The organism is Polaribacter sp. M10, from assembly GCF_054968445.1.
In genome coordinates, this window is sequence record NZ_JBSSBG010000002.1 from 281,466 (window position 1) to 301,914 (window position 20,449).

The 20,449-nt window shown below is 32.3% G+C and carries 15 protein-coding genes; all 15 read left to right on the forward strand.

The window, feature by feature from the left end; genetic code table 11:
- Nucleotides 1–78 precede the first annotated feature (78 nt).
- The 15 genes from ACWYN7_RS03955 (at nucleotide 79) to ACWYN7_RS04025 (ending at nucleotide 20,299) form a co-directional block, all read left to right on the forward strand.
- Nucleotides 79–1,755: a sulfatase family protein gene (locus tag ACWYN7_RS03955; protein WP_462858550.1), complete on the forward strand. Its 1,677-nt coding sequence runs from the start codon at nucleotides 79–81 to the stop codon at nucleotides 1,753–1,755.
- Nucleotides 1,756–1,889: 134 nt separating this feature from the next.
- On the forward strand, nucleotides 1,890–2,888 hold the full coding sequence (locus tag ACWYN7_RS03960) for a GntR family transcriptional regulator (RefSeq protein ID WP_462858551.1): 999 nt from the start codon (nucleotides 1,890–1,892) through the stop codon (nucleotides 2,886–2,888).
- A gap of 1 nt (nucleotide 2,889) precedes the next feature.
- A complete protein-coding gene (locus ACWYN7_RS03965; protein ID WP_462858552.1) occupies nucleotides 2,890–4,371 on the forward strand; it encodes a xylulokinase in 1,482 nt (493 codons plus the stop codon).
- A 152-nt stretch (nucleotides 4,372–4,523) separates the two neighbouring features.
- On the forward strand, nucleotides 4,524–5,840 hold the full coding sequence (gene xylA / locus ACWYN7_RS03970) for a xylose isomerase (RefSeq protein WP_459486027.1): 1,317 nt from the start codon (nucleotides 4,524–4,526) through the stop codon (nucleotides 5,838–5,840).
- A 73-nt stretch (nucleotides 5,841–5,913) separates the two neighbouring features.
- A complete protein-coding gene (gene xylE / locus ACWYN7_RS03975; protein ID WP_462858676.1) occupies nucleotides 5,914–7,335 on the forward strand; it encodes a D-xylose transporter XylE in 1,422 nt (473 codons plus the stop codon).
- 211 nt (nucleotides 7,336–7,546) lie between these two features.
- On the forward strand, nucleotides 7,547–9,061 hold the full coding sequence (locus ACWYN7_RS03980; protein WP_462858553.1) for an alpha-L-fucosidase: 1,515 nt from the start codon (nucleotides 7,547–7,549) through the stop codon (nucleotides 9,059–9,061).
- 38 nt (nucleotides 9,062–9,099) lie between these two features.
- Nucleotides 9,100–10,110, forward strand: a complete 1,011-nt coding sequence (locus ACWYN7_RS03985; RefSeq protein WP_462858554.1) for a zinc-binding alcohol dehydrogenase family protein — start codon at nucleotides 9,100–9,102, stop codon at nucleotides 10,108–10,110.
- A 14-nt stretch (nucleotides 10,111–10,124) separates the two neighbouring features.
- Nucleotides 10,125–11,777, forward strand: a complete 1,653-nt coding sequence (locus ACWYN7_RS03990; protein ID WP_462858555.1) for a UxaA family hydrolase — start codon at nucleotides 10,125–10,127, stop codon at nucleotides 11,775–11,777.
- A 107-nt stretch (nucleotides 11,778–11,884) separates the two neighbouring features.
- Nucleotides 11,885–13,315, forward strand: a complete 1,431-nt coding sequence (locus ACWYN7_RS03995; protein ID WP_462858556.1) for a tagaturonate reductase — start codon at nucleotides 11,885–11,887, stop codon at nucleotides 13,313–13,315.
- 6 nt (nucleotides 13,316–13,321) lie between these two features.
- On the forward strand, nucleotides 13,322–14,149 hold the full coding sequence (locus ACWYN7_RS04000) for an amidohydrolase family protein (protein WP_462858557.1): 828 nt from the start codon (nucleotides 13,322–13,324) through the stop codon (nucleotides 14,147–14,149).
- 2 nt (nucleotides 14,150–14,151) lie between these two features.
- Nucleotides 14,152–15,099, forward strand: coding sequence for an aldo/keto reductase (locus ACWYN7_RS04005; protein ID WP_462858558.1), 948 nt, complete (start codon nucleotides 14,152–14,154; stop codon nucleotides 15,097–15,099).
- Nucleotides 15,100–15,106: 7 nt separating this feature from the next.
- Entirely contained in the window at nucleotides 15,107–16,429 is a 1,323-nt protein-coding gene (gene fucP, locus ACWYN7_RS04010; RefSeq protein ID WP_462858559.1) for an L-fucose:H+ symporter permease, read from the forward strand.
- A gap of 100 nt (nucleotides 16,430–16,529) precedes the next feature.
- On the forward strand, nucleotides 16,530–16,874 hold the full coding sequence (locus tag ACWYN7_RS04015) for an L-rhamnose mutarotase (protein WP_462858560.1): 345 nt from the start codon (nucleotides 16,530–16,532) through the stop codon (nucleotides 16,872–16,874).
- A 359-nt stretch (nucleotides 16,875–17,233) separates the two neighbouring features.
- Nucleotides 17,234–20,095 (forward strand): beta strand repeat-containing protein, encoded by a 2,862-nt coding sequence (locus tag ACWYN7_RS04020; RefSeq protein ID WP_462858561.1) that lies wholly within the window; start codon nucleotides 17,234–17,236, stop codon nucleotides 20,093–20,095.
- Nucleotides 20,096–20,128: 33 nt separating this feature from the next.
- Nucleotides 20,129–20,299, forward strand: coding sequence for a hypothetical protein (locus tag ACWYN7_RS04025; RefSeq protein ID WP_462858562.1), 171 nt, complete (start codon nucleotides 20,129–20,131; stop codon nucleotides 20,297–20,299).
- Nucleotides 20,300–20,449 lie beyond the last annotated feature (150 nt).

Sequence of the window (20,449 nt, forward strand, 5' to 3'; positions counted from 1 at the left end):
CTATTTGTGTAATTGCTTTGTTGTAAATTATTAGTTATTTGTTTTAGCTGATAATTAATTTACGTAAATATTCTATAAATGATGTTTTTAAAAAGAATTGCAATTCTAACTTTAGTACTAAGTTTTTTCTCTTGTAAACAAGCAGAAAGTCAAAAAACAACCAAGCAGCCAAATATAATTTATATTATGGCAGACGATCATACCTCGCAAGCATTTGGTATTTATAATAGTCGTTTATCAAAATTAAATCCTACACCTACTTTAGATAAAATTGCAAAAGAAGGTATTATTTTCGATAACTGTTTTGTAAATAATTCTATTTGTACACCAAGTAGAGCCGCTATTTTAACTGGCCAACACTCACAAGCAAATGGAGTGCTAGATTTAGAAGGTAGCTTGCCAAAAGATCATCAATATTTACCAATAGAAATGAAGAAATTGGGTTATCAAACTGCTATGATTGGTAAATGGCATTTAAAAGAAGAGCCAAATTTCGATTATTACAGTGTGTTTACAAAACACGGGCAACAAGGTTCTTATTTTGATCCGTACATGACAGAAACTGGTATGAAATTCAAAAATGAGAAAGACCCAGAATATGAAGGTAAAATGTACAAAGGGCACAGTTCTGATATTGTGGCAGACATTACTTTAGATTGGTTAAAAAATAAGCGCGATAAAAACAAACCATTTGTGTTATTTCATCAATACAAAGCACCTCATGACGATTTTCAGTACGCACCAAGATATAAAGATTATTTAGCAGATACTTTTATTCCAGAACCAGAAAGTTTTTATGATAACAAAAACAATGGTTCAGAAGCTACAAGAGGTAAAAACGATTCTTTAATAAACGTAATTGGTTCTTCTTTATCAAAAAGAAATACCATTAGACATATGGGGATGCGTTTGTGGAGTGATAAGTTTATAAAACGTAACAACCCAGATTTCGATTATAAACAAGCTGAAAAACTAGAAGGTAAAGAATATTTGAGTGCTACTTATCAAGAATATTTAAAAAGATATTTAAGATGTGTAAAAGGAGTTGATGATAATGTAGCAAGGTTAATCAAATACCTAAAAGAAGAAGGTTTGTACGACAATACAATTATTGTATACACAGGAGACCAAGGATTTATGTTAGGCGAGCATGATTATATTGATAAAAGATGGATGTACGAAGAATCTTTACGCATGCCATTTTTTGTAAGATATCCAGAAAAAATTAAAGCAGGTACCAGAACTGATGCTATTATTAATAATACAGATTTTGCACCAACTTTAATAGAAATGGCAGGTGGTACACCTCCAGAAGAAATGCAAGGACATAGTTTTAAGCATATTTTAGAAACTGGCGAAGAACCAGAAGGTTGGCAACAATCTACCTATTATAGATATTGGATGCATATGGCTCATGCACATGCAAATCCTGCGCATTTTGGTATTAGAACTAAAAAATACAAGTTGATATTTTTCTACGGTAAATATTGGGTAGATACAGACAATCCAGATGCAGAATGGAACAAAAAGAGTTGGGGTAATCGATTTACGTTACACACACCAGCAGCTTGGGAGTTTTACGATCTAACCAAAGATCCCAAAGAAATGAACAATGCATACAATAATCCAGAATATAAAGAGATTATTGCCAATTTAAAAGAACAATTAATTGCAAAACGTAAAGAATTAAACGAAGAAGATGGTGAGAAATATCCACATATTCAGAAAGTAATTGACGAACATTGGAATGATTAATAGTTAGAACTATAAAATTGAATAAAGCAGATTTTTAATTAAATCTGCTTTATTTTATGATTTTACTATTTTTTAGTTTAATTTTTATTGTATGCAAAAATTTTTATTAAATTTACAGACCACAACAGAACAGTATGGATAAAGATTTTTATTTAAAAATTAATCATCAAAGTGATATACCAAAATATCAACAAGTAGTAAATGCAATTAACGATGCAATTGCAGAAAATCTATTTGAAAAAGGGGATGCCATACCTTCAGTAAATAAAATTTGTACAACAGCTCAACTTTCTAGAGATACCGTTTTTAAAGCGTATTCTATGTTAAAAGAAAATGGAGTTATAGAATCTGTACCTAATAAAGGGTACTATGTGGCTAATGAAACTAAAAAAGTTTTGTTAGTACTAGATACTTTTAAGGCGTATAAAGAAGTGGTGTATCATTCTTTTGTAAAAAAAATATCAAAAAATATTATTGTCGATTTGCAATTTCATCATTATAATATCGATAATTTTAAAACAATTCTTAACAATTCTAAGGGTAAGTATTACAAGTATATTGTGATGCCTTTTAATCATAATGATGTTCCTGAAGTTATTTCTGATATTGATAATGATAAGTTATTATTAATCGACTGGAGTGTACATTCTAACAGTAAAAACAATTATGTTTTTCAAGATTTTGGCAAAGCATTTTTCGAAGCACTACAAGAGGCTACAGAAGCATTTAAAAAATATAAAGAGTTGGTTTTTTTGTATCCAACCTTTACGTATCATCCCATAGAAACTGTTCATTATTTTAAAGAATATTGTTCTAAACACAACTTTACATATAAAATTGTAACAGATCCAAATACTTTTAAAGTCAAAAAACATACAGCGTATATAAGTACAAGCGATAGAATGTTGGGAACTTTTTTAGAACAAGCAAAAGAAAAAAATTACGAACCTGGTTTAGATGTAGGCTTTCTATCTTATAATGAAACGCCTATGAAAAAATTTATATACAAAGGTATTTCAGTTATTTCAACAGATTTTAAAGAATTAGGTACTAAAGCTGCAGAATTTGTTATGCAAGAAAAAAAGATGCAGCATTATGTACCAACAAAATTAACATTAAGAGAATCTTTATAATATGTATTACATAGGTTACGATATTGGTAGTTCATCCATAAAAGTTGCATTGGTAGATGCAAATTCAGGCGCAAATATCATCACTAAAAACGAACCAGAAGTAGAAATGGAAATTCTAGCGGTTCAAAAAGACTGGGCAGAACAAGACCCAGAAATGTGGTGGAACTATATTTGTACAGCAACTCAAAAAGTTATTGCAGAGTCTAAAATAGACGCTTCAAAAATTACAGGTATTGGTATTTCTTATCAAATGCATGGCTTGGTGGTGGTAGATAAACAGTTAAAAGCTTTAAGAAATTCTATCATTTGGTGCGATAGTAGAGCTGTAGAAATTGGCAACAAAGCGTTTTCAGATTTAGAAGAAAAATGTACCACACATTTGTTGAATTCTCCAGGTAATTTTACAGCTTCTAAGTTAAAGTGGGTAAAAGACAATGAGCCAGAAATTTATCAGAAAATTTACAAATACATGTTGCCTGGAGATTTTATAGCTGCCAAATTATCAGGTAAAGTCTGTTCCACAAAAAATAGTTTATCAGAAGGTATTCTTTGGGATTATAAAGAAAACAAAGTAGCAGATTGGTTGTTAGAATACTATGGAATTTCACCAGATTTAACACCAGAAGTTGTCGATAATTTCACAAATCAAGGAGAGGTTAGTAAACAAGCTTCAGAAAAAACAGGCTTACCAGAAGGAATTCCTGTGGTGTACAGAGCAGGAGATCAAACGAACAACGCATTGTCTTTAAATGTTTTTAAACCAGGAGAAGTTGCTTCTACAGGAGGCACATCTGGTGTTATTTATGCAGTTACAGATCAATTAAAATCTAAAGAATCTATAAGAATCAACAATTTTGCACACATTAATGTTGCTGCAACAGATAAAAATGTAGGTAAATTATTGTGTATTAATGGTTCAGGAATTCAGTACAGATGGTTGCTAAATAATTTAGACGTAAGTTCTTACCAAGAAATGAATCAAAAAGCATCAGAAGTTGCTGTGGGTTCAGAAGGCGTTGTCATTTTACCATTTGGTAATGGCGCAGAAAGAATGCTAAACAATAGAAATATAGATGCGCATATCATCAACCTAAATTTTAATATACATAACAAAGCGCATTTATGCAGGGCAGCTCTAGAAGGTATTGCTTTTTCGTTTGTTTACGGAATGGAAATTCTAAAAAACGACAATGCCAAAATAGATGTAATTAGAGCAGGAAACGACAATTTATATCGTTCAGAAATATTTTCGAAAACAGTGGCAACTTTAATTGGTCAAGAAATCGAAATTTACAATACAACAGGTGCAATTGGTGCAGCAAGAGCAGTGGGTTTACGCAATGGCGATTTTAAAACCTTTGGAGAAAACATCACCAAAAACGATCATGTTATGACATTTGAGCCCTTAAAAAACAAAGCGGTTTACGAAGAGGCTTATCAAAACTGGAAAACAGAATTAGAAATTAGATTGAACAAAAATTAAAAGGTTTTGGGCGTTACTTTATTCTGAAAGCGTTCAGAATTAAAGTCGGGCTTTACACTCCAATCTTTTTTTCGTTCCTCAAAAAAGGATTTCCATTTCAATCCCTAACGCAAGTAGAAAAATAAATATAATAAACAATAAAAAAGAATAAAATGGCAACTAAAGAGTATTTCAAAGGCATAGAAAAAATTAAATTCGAAGGCAAAGAATCAGACAATCCTTTAGCATTTAAATACTACAATCCAGATCAAGTTGTAGCAGGTAAAACAATGCGAGAGCACTTTAAATTTGCAATTGCATATTGGCACACCTTCTGTGGTCAAGGATCAGATCCTTTTGGTCCTGGAACACAAAATTTTGCTTGGGATCAATCATCAGATCCAGTACAAGCAGCAAAAGACAAAGCAGATGCAGCTTTTGAATTTATCACTAAAATGGGGTTTGATTATTTCTGTTTTCACGATTACGATTTAATTCAAGAAGGCGCAACCTTTGCAGAATCAGAAAAAAGATTATCAACAATAACTGATTACATCAAAGAAAAACAAGCAGAAACAGGTATTAAATTACTTTGGGGTACAGCCAATTGTTTTTCAAATCCACGTTATATGAATGGTGCTTCTACAAATCCAGATTTTAATGTAGTTGCAAGAGCAGGAGGTCAAATAAAATTGGCAATGGATGCTACCATTAAATTAGGTGGAGAAAATTACGTTTTTTGGGGAGGTAGAGAAGGTTACATGTCTTTGTTAAACACAGATATGGGGCGTGAGCTAGATCATATGGGTCAGTTTTTAACCATGGCAAGAGATTATGCAAGAGCACAAGGTTTTAAAGGAAACTTTTTTATAGAGCCAAAACCAATGGAGCCAATGAAACATCAATACGATTTTGATTCTGCAACAGCCATAGGGTTTTTAAATAAATATGGTTTACAAGACGATTTTAAAATTAATATCGAAGTAAATCACGCAACATTAGCACAACATACTTTTCAGCACGAATTAGAAGTTGCTGCAAATGCAGGGATGTTAGGTAGTTTAGATGCAAATCGTGGAGATTACCAAAATGGTTGGGATACAGATCAGTTTCCAAACAACATTCAAGAAACTACAGAAGCTATGTTGGTGTTCTTAAAAGCTGGTGGTTTACAAGGTGGAGGTGTTAATTTCGATGCAAAAATCAGAAGAAATTCTACAGATTTAGAAGATGTTTTTTACGCACACATTGGTGGTGCAGATACTTTTGCAAGAGCGCTTTTAATTGCAGATAAAATCATTACTTCATCACCTTACGACAAAATGAGAGAAGAACGTTATGCTTCTTTCGATTCTGGAAATGGAAAATCTTTTGAAGATGGAAAATTAAGCATGCAAGATTTATACAAAATTGCTCAAGAAAATGGAGAATTAACCTTACAAAGTGGTAAACAAGAATTATTTGAAAATATAATAAATCAATACATTTAAAAACAATCGACCCAATTCAGTTTTAAAATTGAATTGGGTTTTTTTAACTAAAAACGAATTAACTAAAAACACTATTATGGAAAAAACAACAAACTCAGGTTATCTGCTAAAATTAACTTTGGTAGCCACTTTAGGAGGACTCCTCTTTGGTTATGATACTGGTGTAATCTCAGGAACAGTAGGTTCTTTAGAAAGTTTTTTTGTAAGCCCTAAAGGTTTATCAGAAGGTGCTGCAAATGCTTTTAAAGGGTTTTTAGTAGCTAGTGCTTTAATTGGTTGTATAATTGGTGGTGTTTTTGGTGGACTAGTAAGTAAAAAATTAGGTAGAAAAAAAGGTTTAATTCTAGCTGCAATATTGTTTTTAATTTCTGCATTGGGTTCTGCAATGCCAGAAATGTTTCTTGCGCCAATTGGCGAATTAGATCATACATTTTCTACAGTATTTATCATTTACAGAATTTTGGGTGGTATTGGTGTTGGTTTAGCCTCTATGTTATCTCCTTTATATATTGCAGAAATTGCACCTGCAGACAGCAGAGGAAGGTTGGTTTCTTTTAATCAATTAGCTATTGTAGGTGGTTTTATGGTGGTTTATTTTGTAAACTATTTTATTTCTAAAAGTGGTGGTTCTGATGATTGGTTAAATGAAGTGGGTTGGAGATGGATGTTCGCTTCAGAAGTTATTCCTGCTGGTTTGTTTTTGGGACTCTTGTTTTTTGTACCAGATACTCCTCGTTCTCTAATGTTAAAAAATAAACCAGAAGAAGCTTTAGATGTTTTAATTAAAGTTAATGGAGAATCAGAAGGAAAACGAATTTTATCAGAAATTAAAAATTCTGTAACAGAAACTTCTGGTAAGCTATTGTCTTATGGTTGGACTGTAATTATTATTGGTATTCTGCTTTCTGTTTTTCAGCAATTTGTTGGTATAAATGTGGTGTTGTATTATGCACCAGAAATTTTTAAATCTATAGATCCTAACACAGATGGTGCATTGTTATTAACCATTATTGTTGGTATTGTAAATTTCTTATTTACCATTATCGCTGTAAAAACTGTGGATAAAAAAGGTAGAAAACCATTAATGTTAATTGGTGCTTTTGGAATGGCAGTAGCTATGTTGGCACTTGGATTTGTGTTTTTCTCAGGGGCAACAGGTTATTTGGCTTTAGCATGTATGATGTTGTATGTAGCTAGTTTTGCCTTAAGTTGGGGGCCAGTTACTTGGGTGTTGTTGTCAGAAATTTTTCCGAATAAAATTAGAGGAAAAGCAATGGCAATAGCTGTAGCTGCACAATGGATTTCTAATTATTTGGTATCCTTAACTTTTCCGATGATGAACGACAATACACAACTTACAGAGCAATTCAATCACGGTTTTGCCTATTGGGTGTATGGTATTATGTCTTTATTAGCCATGTGGTTTGTATGGAAATATGTACCTGAAACCAAAGGAAAAACTCTAGAAGAAATGGAAAATATTTGGGATAAATAATATTTATTTCTTTAGAACTTTTGATTAATTAAGGCCTTTAAAAATATTTTAAAGGCCTTTTTTGTATCCTAAATCTGTATAAACTTGCTCTAAACACTAGCAATTTAGAACAAATGACTATTTGTTGTACAAATTAAAACATACGATTATTACTATTTATTAAAAATGAACCTAATTTGTATGAGTATAAAATTAATAAACCAAAGTTATAATGAGTAGGAAATTATCAGCACTAATTTTATTTGCAATTGTTGTTCTTGTTTCTTGTAAAACAGAAGAAAAAAAACCAGTTGCAGATAAAAAAGAAGTTTATGAAGCAAATTGGGAATCTATAAAAAAGCACTACAAAGATCCTGAATGGTTTAATCAAAAGAAATTCGGAATCTTTATTCATTGGGGTGCTTATGCTGTTCCTGCTTACGCTTCAGAATGGTATCCTAGAAATATGTATATGGATTCTGCTGTTTTTTCAGCCCAATTAAAACATCAAAAAGATGGGCCACATATGGCACATAAACACCATGTAAAAACTTATGGTAATCCTAAAGATTTTGGTTACAAAGATTTTATACCAATGTTTAAAGCAGAAAATTTTCAACCAGAAGAATGGATTTCACTTTTCAAAAAAGCCGGAGCTAAATATGTAGTGCCAGTTGCAGATCATCATGATGGTTTTGCAATGTATAAATCGAATACAACTCGTTGGAATTCTTTTGATATGGGACCAAAAAGAGATGTTTTGGGTGAGTTAATGAAAGAGGGTAGAAAGCAAGGTTTAATAATGGGGGCTTCTTCTCACTTTGCGTTTAACTGGTCTTTTTACAATAAAAAAGATCATTTTGATACTACAGATCCAGAATATGCAGATTTATATTCATCAAAAGGAAAAGATTTAAGAGAACCAGTTTCAGAAGCATTTAAAAAACGTTGGTGGTTAAGAACAAAAGATTTAATAGACAACTATCAACCAGATATTCTTTGGTTCGATTTTATGTTAGATACTCCAGAATTTAGAGAATACAGACCAAAATTGGCTGCTTATTATTATAACAAAGGTCTTGAGTGGGGCAAAGAAGTGGTTTTACAAGACAAAAACTTTTACGAACAAGCTTTTCCAGAAGGTACAGTTATTTATGATTTAGAAAGAGGAAAATTACCAGATATTCGTAAACTTCCTTGGCAAACAGATACTTCAATAGGTAAAAATTCATGGTCTCATGTTACCAATTGGAAATCTAAAACGGCAAATTCTTTGGTTGATGATTTAATTGATATTGTTTCTAAAAATGGTAATCTATTATTAAATGTGGGTCCAAAAGCAGACGGAACAATTCCTGAAGATCAAGCAGAAATTTTATTACAAATAGGGGCTTGGTTAGCTATTAATGGCGAAGCAATTTACGATACAAAATACTGGAGAACGTTTGGCGAAGGTCCTACAGAAGTGGGTACAGGTCATCATTCAGAAGGTGGTAATAAAGCATTTACGGGTCAAGATATGCGTTTTACGCAAAAAGATGGTAATATTTATGCAATTCTTATGGAGTGGCCAGAAAAAAATAATGTTACTATTTCATCAATAAAAGAAAGCGATAACATTAAAAATGTTACCATGCTTGGTAGTGACGAAAAACTAACTTGGAAACAAACTGACAAAGGGTTAACTGTACAAATGCCAAAAGTTAAAAAAGGAGATTTTGCCTTTACACTTAAGTTGTCTAAGTAATTCAATCTAAATAATTTAATCGTATTTAAACACAACAAATGAAATACATAGTTTGTGAAAAACCAGGAGAATTTATCTTAAAAGAAAAAGAGGCTCCAATTAGAAAAGAAAACGAAGCTTTATTACAAATTAATAAGGTGGGAATTTGCGGAACAGACTTACATGCTTATGCTGGTAACCAAGCATTTTTTACTTATCCAAGAATTTTAGGTCACGAATTGGCATCCGAAGTTTTAGAAATTGGAGAAAATGCAAGAGGTATAAAAGCTGGAGATAAAGTTGTTGTAATGCCATATGTAAGTTGTGGTAAATGTATTGCTTGTAGAAATGGAAAAACAAATTGTTGTACAAATATTACAGTTTTAGGTGTACATGGAGATGGAGGAATGCAGCAACAAATTACAGTACCTGCAGATATTTTATTACCCGCAAATAATTTGTCTGATAATGAAATGGCAATTGTAGAACCTTTGGCAATTGGTGCACATGCAGTTCGTAGAGCAGCAATTCAAAAAGATGAAATTGTAGCAGTTGTGGGTGCAGGTCCAATAGGAATTGGAATTATGAAACTAGCGCAAATTGCAGGTGCAAAAGTAATTGCAATTGATATGAATGAAGATCGTTTGCAATATGCCAAAGAAAAAATTGGTGTAGATTATATTGTTAAAGCTGGTGCAGATGCTGTAGAAGAAGTTTCAAAAATTACCAATGGCGATTTATGTACGGCTGTTTTTGATGCTTCTGGAAATAAATATGCTTTAGAAGCTTGTCCTGATTATATGTCTCATGGAGGTCGTTTTGTTTTAGTAGGATTATCGAAAGGAGAGTTGACTTATACGCACCCAAAAGTACATGCAAAAGAAATGACATTAATGTGCAGTAGAAACGCTACAACAGAAGATTTTGAACATGTAATTAGTGTCTTAAATCAATTTCCAACAGAATCTTTTATTACACATTCTGTGGATTTTGCAGAAATGATAGAAAATTTTGATAGTTGGTTAGATCCAAAAACGGGTGTCATCAAAGCCACAGTTAGTTTTAATTAAAAAGAAGAACAAAAATGTCTAAAGACTACGTTCAAATAGATGTAAGAGACAATATTATTGTAGCTATTAATCCTTTAGAAAAAGGAAGAGTAACACATATAGCTGGTAAAGAAGTTGTTTTAAAAGAAAACATCAAACAAAAACACAAATTTTCATTAAACAATTTTTCTATTGGTGATGAAATTTTCATGTACGGTGTTTTAATTGGTAAAGCTGTTCAAGAAATTCCTGAAGGATGTGCCATTACAATTGATAATGTTAAACACGCATCAGCAGAATTTAATGATTCTCAAGAAAAATTTACTTGGTCTGCGCCTGATGTTTCTAATTTTAAAGGCAGAACTTTTAACGGTTTTCATAGAGAAGATGGTAAAGTAGGTACTGCCAATTATTGGTTGGTGATTCCTTTAACATTCTGTGAAAATAGAAATGTGGATGTTTTAGAAGGTGCTTTATCAGAAAAATTAGGCTACGAAACTAAGAAAGATTTTGCAGTTGATACTGATGCATTGATTCAACAATACAAATCAGGAGCTTCATCAGAAGAAATCCGAAACACACCAATTATTACCACTAAAGAAGAAATGTCTAAAAACAGAGTATTCCCAAATGTAGACGGAATTAAGTTCTTAAAACACGATGGTGGATGTGGAGGTACACGTGAAGACTCCCAAATGTTGTGTCAATTATTGGCAGGGTATATTACAAATCCGAATGTTGCAGGAGCTACAGTTTTTAGTTTAGGATGCCAAAATGCACAAATAGAAATGCTGCAAGCTGCTATAGATGCGATTGCACCTGATAATAAAAAACCTGTTCATTATTTAGAACAACAAAGAAGTGTAAGCGAAAGACATTTAATTGAAGAAGCTGTAAAACATACCTTTTTAGGGTTGATGGAAGCCAACAAATTAGAACGAAAACCAGCACCTTTAAGCAAGCTAACTTTAGGTTTAGAATGTGGGGGTTCTGATGGTTTTTCAGGTATTTCTGCAAATCCGGCTTTGGGGTATGCATCAGATTTATTGGTTGGTTTAGGTGGTAGCCCAGTTTTGGCTGAGTTTCCAGAATTAAATGGAGTGGAGCAAGAGCTCATCAACAGATGTGAAACCGAAGAAGATTCTAAAAAATTCTACGGTTTAATGAGAGCGTATTCTGCAGCAGCAGTTGCTGTAGGTTCTGGATTTGAAAATAATCCATCACCAGGAAACATTAAAGATGGTTTAATTACAGATGCAATGAAATCTGCTGGAGCTGCTAAAAAAGGAGGAACATCTCCAGTTGTAAAGGTTTTAGATTATACAGAACAAGTTACAAAGCCAGGTTTAAACTTATTGTGTACTCCAGGAAATGATGTAGAGTCTACAACAGGTTTAGTAGGTTCTGGTTGTAATGTGGTTGTGTTTACTACAGGTCTTGGAACACCAACAGGAAATCCGGTTGCACCAGTTTTAAAAATGTCGAGCAACACCAATTTATACGAACGTATGAATGATATCATAGATATCAATGCAGGAACTGTAATTACTGGCGAAGACACTATAGAAACTATGGGCGAAAAGATTTTAGATCACATTATTAGAGTGGCAAGTGGAGAAACACCATCCAAAGCAGTTTTACACGGAAATAACGATTTTATTCCTTGGAAAAGAGGAGTTTCATTATAAGTAAAAATAAGACCTTTCAGGTTTTTAAAACATGAAAGGTCTTAAAAAATAAACAAAAAAAGAGACCTACAAGGTTCTAAAAACCGTGCAGGATAAAAGCAAAAAAAATGCAAGAATTAAACAGAAAAACAGCAAACGCAAACACCTATACAGAAAGAATTGTACAATTTGGAGAAGGTAATTTTTTAAGAGCCTTTGCCAATTGGATGATTCACGAAATGAACAAACAAGCTAATTTTGATGCTGGAGTTGTAGCGATTCAACCTATTAAACAGGGTTTAATAAAAATGTTGAACGATCAAGATGGATTGTACACTTTGTATTTAAACGGAATTAAAAATGGTAAAGCCATTAGCGAACATCAAATTGTAGATTGTATTCAAAGAGGAATTAATCCGTACGAAAACAATGCAGATTATTTGGCAATTGCAGAAAATCCTGATTTGCGTTTTATGATTTCTAATACCACAGAAGCTGGTATTGCATACAATGCAGATGATAAATTATTTGATGCTCCACAAAGTAGTTTTCCTGGAAAATTAACCGCTTTATTATACAAAAGATTCCAAATTTTTGGAGGTGCTTCAGACAAAGGCTTAATTTTAATTCCTTGTGAATTGATTGATAAAAATGGTGAAAATCTAAAGAAAATTATCTTACAATATGCTTCAGATTGGAATTTAGGTGATGATTTTGTAGAGTGGATAAACGAAGATAATATTTTCTGTAACACTTTGGTAGATAGAATTGTACCTGGATATCCAAGAGATAAAATGGATGCAATTACCAAAGAATTAGGCTATAAAGACAATTTGGTTGTAGAAGGAGAGCAATTCCATTTATGGGTAATTGAAGGACCATCAACAGTAAAAGAAGAAATTCCTGCAGAGGTATGTGGATTGAATATTGTTTTTACAGATAATCAAGAACCTTACAGAACTCGTAAAGTAAGAATTTTAAACGGTGCTCACACAAGTTTAGTGCCTGTTGGATATTTATATGGTATAGATAAAGTTCGTGAATCTTTAGAAGACGAAGTTGTAGGAGGTTTCTTAAAAGATGCCATTTTCGAAGAAATTTGTCCAACTTTAGATTTACCAGAATCAGAACTCAATCAGTTTGCAAATGATGTCTTAGATCGTTTTAGAAATCCATATTTAGAGCACGCTTTAATTAGTATTTCTTTAAACTCAACATCAAAATTCAAAACAAGAGTATTACCATCAGTATTAGAATATATCAAAAGAAAAGATGCATTACCAAATCGTTTGTTATTCTCTTTGGCATCGTTAATTACTTTTTATAAAGGCGATAGAAATGGCACAGCAATTCCGTTAAAAGACGATCAATCTGCATTAGATTTCTTCGCAAATCAATGGGCAACAAATGATATATCAGCCATTGTAAAAGCCACCTTATCAAATACAGATTTTTGGGGTGTAGATTTAACAACTTTTGATGGATTACAAGCAGTTGTAGAAAAACACTTGACTGCAATTACAGAAAAAGGAATGCAAACAGCTTTAAAAGAATTATAAGAAATTATGATTATAGATTCACATCAACATTTTTGGCAATACGAACCTGTAAAACACAGTTGGATTGATGATGAAATGGCTGTAATTCGCCGTGATTTTTTACCATCAGATTTACAAAAAGTTTATCAAGAAAATGGTGTTGACGGCTGTGTGGCTGTGCAAGCAGATCAAACTTTAGCAGAAACCGATTTTTTAATTGATTTAGCCTCAAAAAACGATTTTATCAAAGGAATTGTGGGTTGGGTAGATTTACGAAGTGATGCTGTTGAAGCTGATTTAGAAAAGTATAGTCATCACCAAAAAGTAAAAGGTTTTAGACACGTTGTGCAAGGAGAAGCAGATCATAATTTTTTATTACGACCTAATTTTTTAAACGGAATTTCGGCTCTAGAAAAATACAATTTCACCTACGATATTTTGATTTTTCCACATCAATTGGGGGCAACTTTAGAGTTTGTTAAAAAGTTTCCAAACATCAAATTTGTAATCGATCATATTGCAAAACCGTATATAAAAGACGGTTTTTTTGATGGTTGGGCAAATCAAATGAAAGTAATTGCCAAGTATGAAAACGTGTTCTGTAAAGTATCAGGAATGATTACAGAAGCCGATTATAAAACTTGGACACAAGCACAATTAAATCCTTATTTAGATTTAGTTTTTAATACTTTTGGTGCAAACAGAATTTTATTTGGTTCTGATTGGCCTGTATGTTTGGTAGCTGGTAATTATCAACAAGTAAAAAATATAGTAACCAATTATATTGCAGATTTTTCTGCGGATGAAAAAGCAAATATTATGGGTTTAAATGCAATTAAATTTTACAATTTATAAAAATGAAAACAAAACCAACTTACATTTCAGGAAACTATAAAAAGAGTGCGTTTTTTAACAATGATAGCAGATTAGTTTTAGGCTGTTCTGGTTTAGGAGGAGTTTGGAGACCAATTGAAGAAAAAACAGCAATTGGCATATTAATGCACGCTTTAGAAAATGGTGTTAGCGTTTTAGACACTGCACCTTCCTATAATAAATCTCAAGAATTTGTTGGTAAAGCCTTAAAGCTTTGGACAGGAAAAAAGCCTTTTATAAGCACAAAAGTAGGTCGTTTAAAAGCAGACAAAGCAGAAGATACTATTGTAGATTATTCGCCAGAAACAATGCGTAAAAGCGTCTATGAAAGTTTAGAAGTAATTGGGGTAGATAGTATAGATTTGTTGTTTTTGCATGAGCCACATTTGGTTCCTGTAGAAAAAATGGATGAAATTATGGATTGTTTGCAATCCTTTAAAAAAGAAGGAATTGTAAAGGCTTTAGGAGTTGGAGGTAATCCAATTGATCGTTTTTATCCTCATATGATCAAAGAAAATTTTGATGTTGTTTCAGGATTTTTAAAGTTAGATGCTTGTAATTTAACAGGTTTCAATAAAGATCTTCCTCAAATCGAAAAAGAGAATATGGCATATTATGCAGCTTCTGCATTACATATGGGATTGTTGGGCAGTAGATTAGAGCAGTACAATACTGAAAGACCAAATAATGAATGGATTTCTAATGCTGATGTAGATGTAGCTCTAGAAGTAAACAAAATTGCTAAAAAACACAATATTCCTTTATCAAGATTAGCTTTAAGATATGTGTTTTCAATATTAGAAGCAGATAGAGTAGTTGTGGGACCAACAAAAATGGAGCAACTTAAAGATGTTTTAAATGCTTGGGAAGAAGGGAAGTTATCAGAAGATATTTTTAATGAAATTACCAAAACAATAACAACTCTAAGATAAAATAATTATGAATCAACTTAAAAAAATACCCGTAGTAAAAAAGGAATTGTTATTTCCGTTTATCATGATAACATCGCTATTTGCTTTATGGGGAATTGCCAACGATTTAACAAATCCGATGGTTTCTGCATTTAAAAAGGTAATGCCAGAGTTGTCTAATATGCAAGCTTCTTTAGTGCAGTTTGCGTTTTATTTTGGATATTTCTTTATGGCTTTGCCAGCAGCTTTGTTTATCAGAAAATACAGTTATAAATCGGGTATTATTTTAGGATTGTGTTTGTATGCCATTGGTGCATTTTTATTTTATCCTGCAGCAGCAAACGAAACATTTACTTTCTTTTTAATCTCTTTATGGGTAATTACTTGCGGATTGGCTTTTTTAGAAACCACATCAAATCCGTTAATTTTAGCTTTAGGCGATAAAGAAACAGCAACACAACGTTTAAATTTAGCACAAGCCTTTAATCCCATTGGTTCTTTAACAGGAATGATAATTGCTCAGGTTTTTGTAATTAGCGCTTTACGTTCAGATGATTATACAGCAGAAGCTTATAATGCACTTTCTGCAACAGAATTAGCAGCAGTTAGAGAAAATGATTTAGGTATTATTAGTGTGCCCTATATTGGTTTAGGTATTTTAGTTTTGGTAATTATGACCATCATTATTTTTACCAAAATGCCAAAAACAGCAGAAGAAGATAAAATGTCGCTTTCAGAATCTTTTAAAAAATTATTTAGTAACCGCAATTATAAATTTGGAGTTGTTGCACAAGCTTTTTATGTTGGAGCTCAAATTATGTGTTGGACTTATATTTTTCAGTATGTTGATAATATCAACGAAACTTTTGGAATGGAATTAACAGCTACTTATTTTAATGTGGCTGCAATGATTTCGTTTTTAATTGGTAGATGGATTGGAACTGCTTTAATGAGAACCATTAACCCATCTAAAATGTTAATGTTATTTGGTTTAGGAGGCGTAATTTGTTGTGCAGGTGCAATTTTATTATCAGGTATGCCTGGTTTAATTTCTTTGGTTGCAGTTTCTATTTTTATGTCTATCATGTTTCCAACCATTTATGGAATTGCGCTTAAAGATATGGGTGATGAAGCTAAAATAGGTTCAGCTGGTTTGGTAATGGCAATTGTAGGTGGTGCTTTAATGCCAGTTTTACAAGGTGGAATTTTAGATTGGGGAGGTTCTGGTTTTGCTGATGTAAAAATTTTAGGATTCATTCCAGAAGTCAATTTCTCATTCATTTTACCTTTATTCTGTTTGGCTGTTGTTGCTTCCTACGGATATTCAACATATAAAAAATCAAAAGTTTAATACATCATTAATGTTAGTTCGAGTAATTTTCGATTTGATGATAAAATTGTATCGAGAACTTTTCTAAATGCTGATTGATAACATCTAAAAGTAAAAAAAAATGAACACAACAAAAAGATACTGTTATTCGTGCGATTTAAAAGACGATGCTAAATTAATTGCAGAATACAAAGAATATCATGCTGCAGGTAATGCTTGGCCAGAAATTACAAAAAGCATTAAAGATGCTGGTATAGTAGATATGCAAATCTATTTAACAGGTAACAGAATGTTTATGATTATGGAGGTTGATGAAACCTTTGATCCTAATAAAAAAGCAGAAATGGATGCCAATAATCCTAAAGTGCAAGAATGGGAAAACTTAATGTGGAACTATCAGCAAGAATTACCCTGGGCAAAAGATGGCGAAAAATGGATTGAATTAGAAAAAGTATTTCAGTTGTAAATATAGAAAACATACTCATAAAAAAAGCGTTGCAAATCTAATTTGCAACGCTTTTTTTATGTTTTTGAAAATCACTGTAAAATCTATTCTATTTTAACCGCAAAATGTTCTAATTTACCAAGTAAATTATCTCTTACATAACTAAAAATTAATTAAATCACTGAAAATGAGTATTATAAAATTTTAATATTTTTTTTAAGTTGGTACATATGTTTTATTATGTAGAACATTTGTTTTGCATGAGACTTAATGATTTATTTAGTTTTACTGCAAATATTTTGTTAACAAATAACGATAAATACAATATTACTGTTAACAAAATTAGAATCAATTATTAATTAACTAAAATCAAAATTAAAATGTTTAAAAAATTACTTTTTACACTAACAATTTCCCTTTTTCTGGGAGTAAATATGTCTGCCCAAACAACTTGGTGGGTAGCAGCTACTGATGCTGGTGCTGCAGATGGTACATCAGAAGCAAATGCATCTTCCAATTTAACAGCAATTGTTTCTGGAGCAACTAATGGAGATACTGTAAACATTGTTGGTACATATACACAGACAACGTTAATTAGTACAGGAAAAGCATTAAACTATGTTGGTATTTCAAATGGAACATTAGATGGAACATCAGGTACTGCTGGTTTTATGCAATTAAATACTACAGGAAACGTGTCTTTTACGGACTTAACATTTCAAAATTTTACTAAATCTGGGCCAGGAGCCGTTATTCAAACAGCTCAGAATGCCCAAGTAACAATTACAAATTGTACTTTTAGTAACAATACAAATTCTAACAAAGGAGGTGCAATCAATTCGTTTTCTGGAGATTTTACCATTACAGGATGTACGTTTACTAGTAATACCTCTTCAGGCGGAGATGGTGGAGGTGCAATAAGTGTATCAGGTGCTGCAGATTTTACCATTACAAACACAACATTTACTTCCAATCAATATACAGGTACAGCAGATGGTGGAGGGGCTCTTTTGTTTAAAGGAACAGGTACTATTAACATAACAGGGTCTACTTTTACAAGTAATACATCCAATGATAATGGAGGGGCAATAGCTACAAATCAACCAGTTACAATTACTTCAAGCACTTTTACAAGTAATACTTCAACTACTAGTGGTGGTGGTTTGTTTGTTGGTGGAGGCACAATAACTTTGAGTGATTTATTATTTAATGGCAATGACGCAAACCAAGGAGGTGCTGTTTATTCGAATACTGGGGTAGCATTCTCTAATTCAACTTTGGTAAACAATACAGGTACTAATAGAGGTGGTGCAATTGTAACAGCAGGTACTTCAACAGATGCTATGACATTTACAAACCTAACTTTTTACAATAATTCTACAGCTAATACATTCGCAGCTTGGGGAGGTGCTATAAGAGCAGAAGGTTCTGGAGCAAGAACACAAACTTATACAAATTGTTTAATGTATGATAATTTTGCGAATTCAGGAGTAAGCCCAGAAGCCTCAGATTTGTGGGCTGCTGATGCTCAAACTATTATTATGAATAACTGTGTGGTTAGCAATGGACCAGGTTTAAGTATAACTGCAGGTGATACCAATAATGGTTCAACTTTTAGTGCAGATTTATCAGGTTCTTCTGTAGCATTTGTGTCGCCAAATGTTACATATTCAGCGCCAACAAGTATTTCTGATACTACTCCAATAGATTTTGGTACAGATGGAGAAGATGTTGGAGCTTGGGATTCTAATATTAATATTTTTAAAGGAACAACTGATTCAGATTGGGCTACTGCTAGTAACTGGTCTGGTACTGTGCCAACTGCTACAGACAATGTAACCCTATTATCTGATTCACCAGCTTTAGTTATTGGTGCTACAACAGGAGCAGTTGCTAATGATTTATCTGTAGATGCAGGGAGTTCATTAAATATAACAAGTGGAGGTTCTTTAATTCTTTCAGGAAGCTCAACAGGAAATATCACTTACAATTTAAATATTGCTGATGAAAATTGGCATTTAGTGTCAGCTCCAGTATCAGGAGAACAATATGATACTTCTTGGGCAGATACAAACAGTATAGCTACTGGAACAGGTAGTAATAGAGGTGTTTCTTGGTACGATAATGGTACCCCTGATGTAACAACAGGTTATTGGAGGTATTTTACAGGTACATCTGGAACCTTTGGACAAGGAGTAGGGTATTCTTTAAAAAGTACAGGGGCAACTACTTATAGTTTTACTGGTACTTATACAAATGGTGATTTGACTCCAGCAATTACAATGGGTGCTGGTACAAGTTGGAATTTAATTGGGAATTCTTTTTCTAGCTATATAGATATAGCTACATTCTTAACGAATAATACTGCTAATATTGATGATTCGTTTAATGCTGTTTATGTTTGGAATGGCTCATCATATCAAATGTTAACTTCAGGAAAACTACATCCTGGTCAGGCATTTTTTGTTAATTCTAAAATAAACGGAAATGCATCAATCGCAGAATCACTACAAAGTCACGAAACAGGTACTAGTTTATTAAAATCTGTAAATAATTATCCTACAATTAATTTAATGATTTCTAATAATGAAGAGAATTATAATACAGAAATAAACTACTTAGAAGGTAAAACAAAAGGTTTAGATACAAGATTTGATTTAGGGATGTTCAATGGAGTGCCTTCAAATTTAAATATTTATACTCAGTTAATATCAGAAGATAAGGGAGTAGCTTTTGCAAAACAAGCACTACCAAATTCAGATTTAGAAACAATGGTTGTGCCAGTTGGTATTAATGCAATTGCAGGTAAAGAAATTACCATTTCAGCTGATGTAATGAACTTACCTTCTGGAGTAAAAGTGTATTTAGAAGATAGAGATAACGATACCTATACAGAATTAGGAAATGGTCAATCTTTTAAAATTACTTTAGATTCCAATTTAAGCGGTATTGGTCGTTTTTACTTACACACTAAAGCAAGTAACGTATTAAGCACAGAAGCTATTGAGTTAAATGACATCAGTATTTATACAACCAAACAATCTACATTAAGAATAACAGGTTTATCTCAAGGAAAATCTACTGTAAAATTATTCAATATTTTAGGTAAACAAGTAATGAATACACCTTTTGTTTCAGATGGTGTAAGCGATATTAATTTGCCAAGTTTAGCAACCGGAATTTATGTAGTTCAGTTATCAACTGAAAAAGGAACATTAAACAAAAAAATAACTTTAGAATAAAATAACCAATCATTAAAAAGAATATTACAAGTCATGGAAAAAAATATAAATAAGCAAGAAGAAATATCACGTAAAGACGCAATTAAAAAAATAGGGAACTATGGTAAGTATGCTGCACTTACTGCATTAGGAACTTACATGATTTTAAATCCTCAAAAAGCGCAAGCACAGTCTGCACCTGCAGATCCAGGAACTGGATTTTAACTAAACAAACCCATATTAGTAAAAAGCGTTACACTTAGTTGTAACGCTTTTTTTTATAATTGTAGCTGTCAAAACTTAAGTCATAAATCTTAAATGATACTATTTAGAACATATGTTACTTTATAGTGATTATGCTTATAGTAATTTTAA

What these genes read in the sequence shown, in the direction of transcription:
- ACWYN7_RS03955 (WP_462858550.1), top strand. Translation starts at nt 79, where the DNA reads ATGATGTTTTTAAAAAGAATTGCAATTCTAACTTTAGTACTAAGTTTT.
- ACWYN7_RS03960 (WP_462858551.1), top strand. Translation starts at nt 1,890, where the DNA reads ATGGATAAAGATTTTTATTTAAAAATTAATCATCAAAGTGATATACCA.
- ACWYN7_RS03965 (WP_462858552.1), top strand. Translation starts at nt 2,890, where the DNA reads ATGTATTACATAGGTTACGATATTGGTAGTTCATCCATAAAAGTTGCA.
- xylA (WP_459486027.1), top strand. Translation starts at nt 4,524, where the DNA reads ATGGCAACTAAAGAGTATTTCAAAGGCATAGAAAAAATTAAATTCGAA.
- ACWYN7_RS03980 (WP_462858553.1), top strand. Translation starts at nt 7,547, where the DNA reads ATGAGTAGGAAATTATCAGCACTAATTTTATTTGCAATTGTTGTTCTT.
- ACWYN7_RS03985 (WP_462858554.1), top strand. Translation starts at nt 9,100, where the DNA reads ATGAAATACATAGTTTGTGAAAAACCAGGAGAATTTATCTTAAAAGAA.
- ACWYN7_RS03990 (WP_462858555.1), top strand. Translation starts at nt 10,125, where the DNA reads ATGTCTAAAGACTACGTTCAAATAGATGTAAGAGACAATATTATTGTA.
- ACWYN7_RS03995 (WP_462858556.1), top strand. Translation starts at nt 11,885, where the DNA reads ATGCAAGAATTAAACAGAAAAACAGCAAACGCAAACACCTATACAGAA.
- ACWYN7_RS04000 (WP_462858557.1), top strand. Translation starts at nt 13,322, where the DNA reads ATGATTATAGATTCACATCAACATTTTTGGCAATACGAACCTGTAAAA.
- ACWYN7_RS04005 (WP_462858558.1), top strand. Translation starts at nt 14,152, where the DNA reads ATGAAAACAAAACCAACTTACATTTCAGGAAACTATAAAAAGAGTGCG.
- fucP (WP_462858559.1), top strand. Translation starts at nt 15,107, where the DNA reads ATGAATCAACTTAAAAAAATACCCGTAGTAAAAAAGGAATTGTTATTT.
- ACWYN7_RS04015 (WP_462858560.1), top strand. Translation starts at nt 16,530, where the DNA reads ATGAACACAACAAAAAGATACTGTTATTCGTGCGATTTAAAAGACGAT.
- ACWYN7_RS04020 (WP_462858561.1), top strand. Translation starts at nt 17,234, where the DNA reads ATGTTTAAAAAATTACTTTTTACACTAACAATTTCCCTTTTTCTGGGA.
- ACWYN7_RS04025 (WP_462858562.1), top strand. Translation starts at nt 20,129, where the DNA reads ATGGAAAAAAATATAAATAAGCAAGAAGAAATATCACGTAAAGACGCA.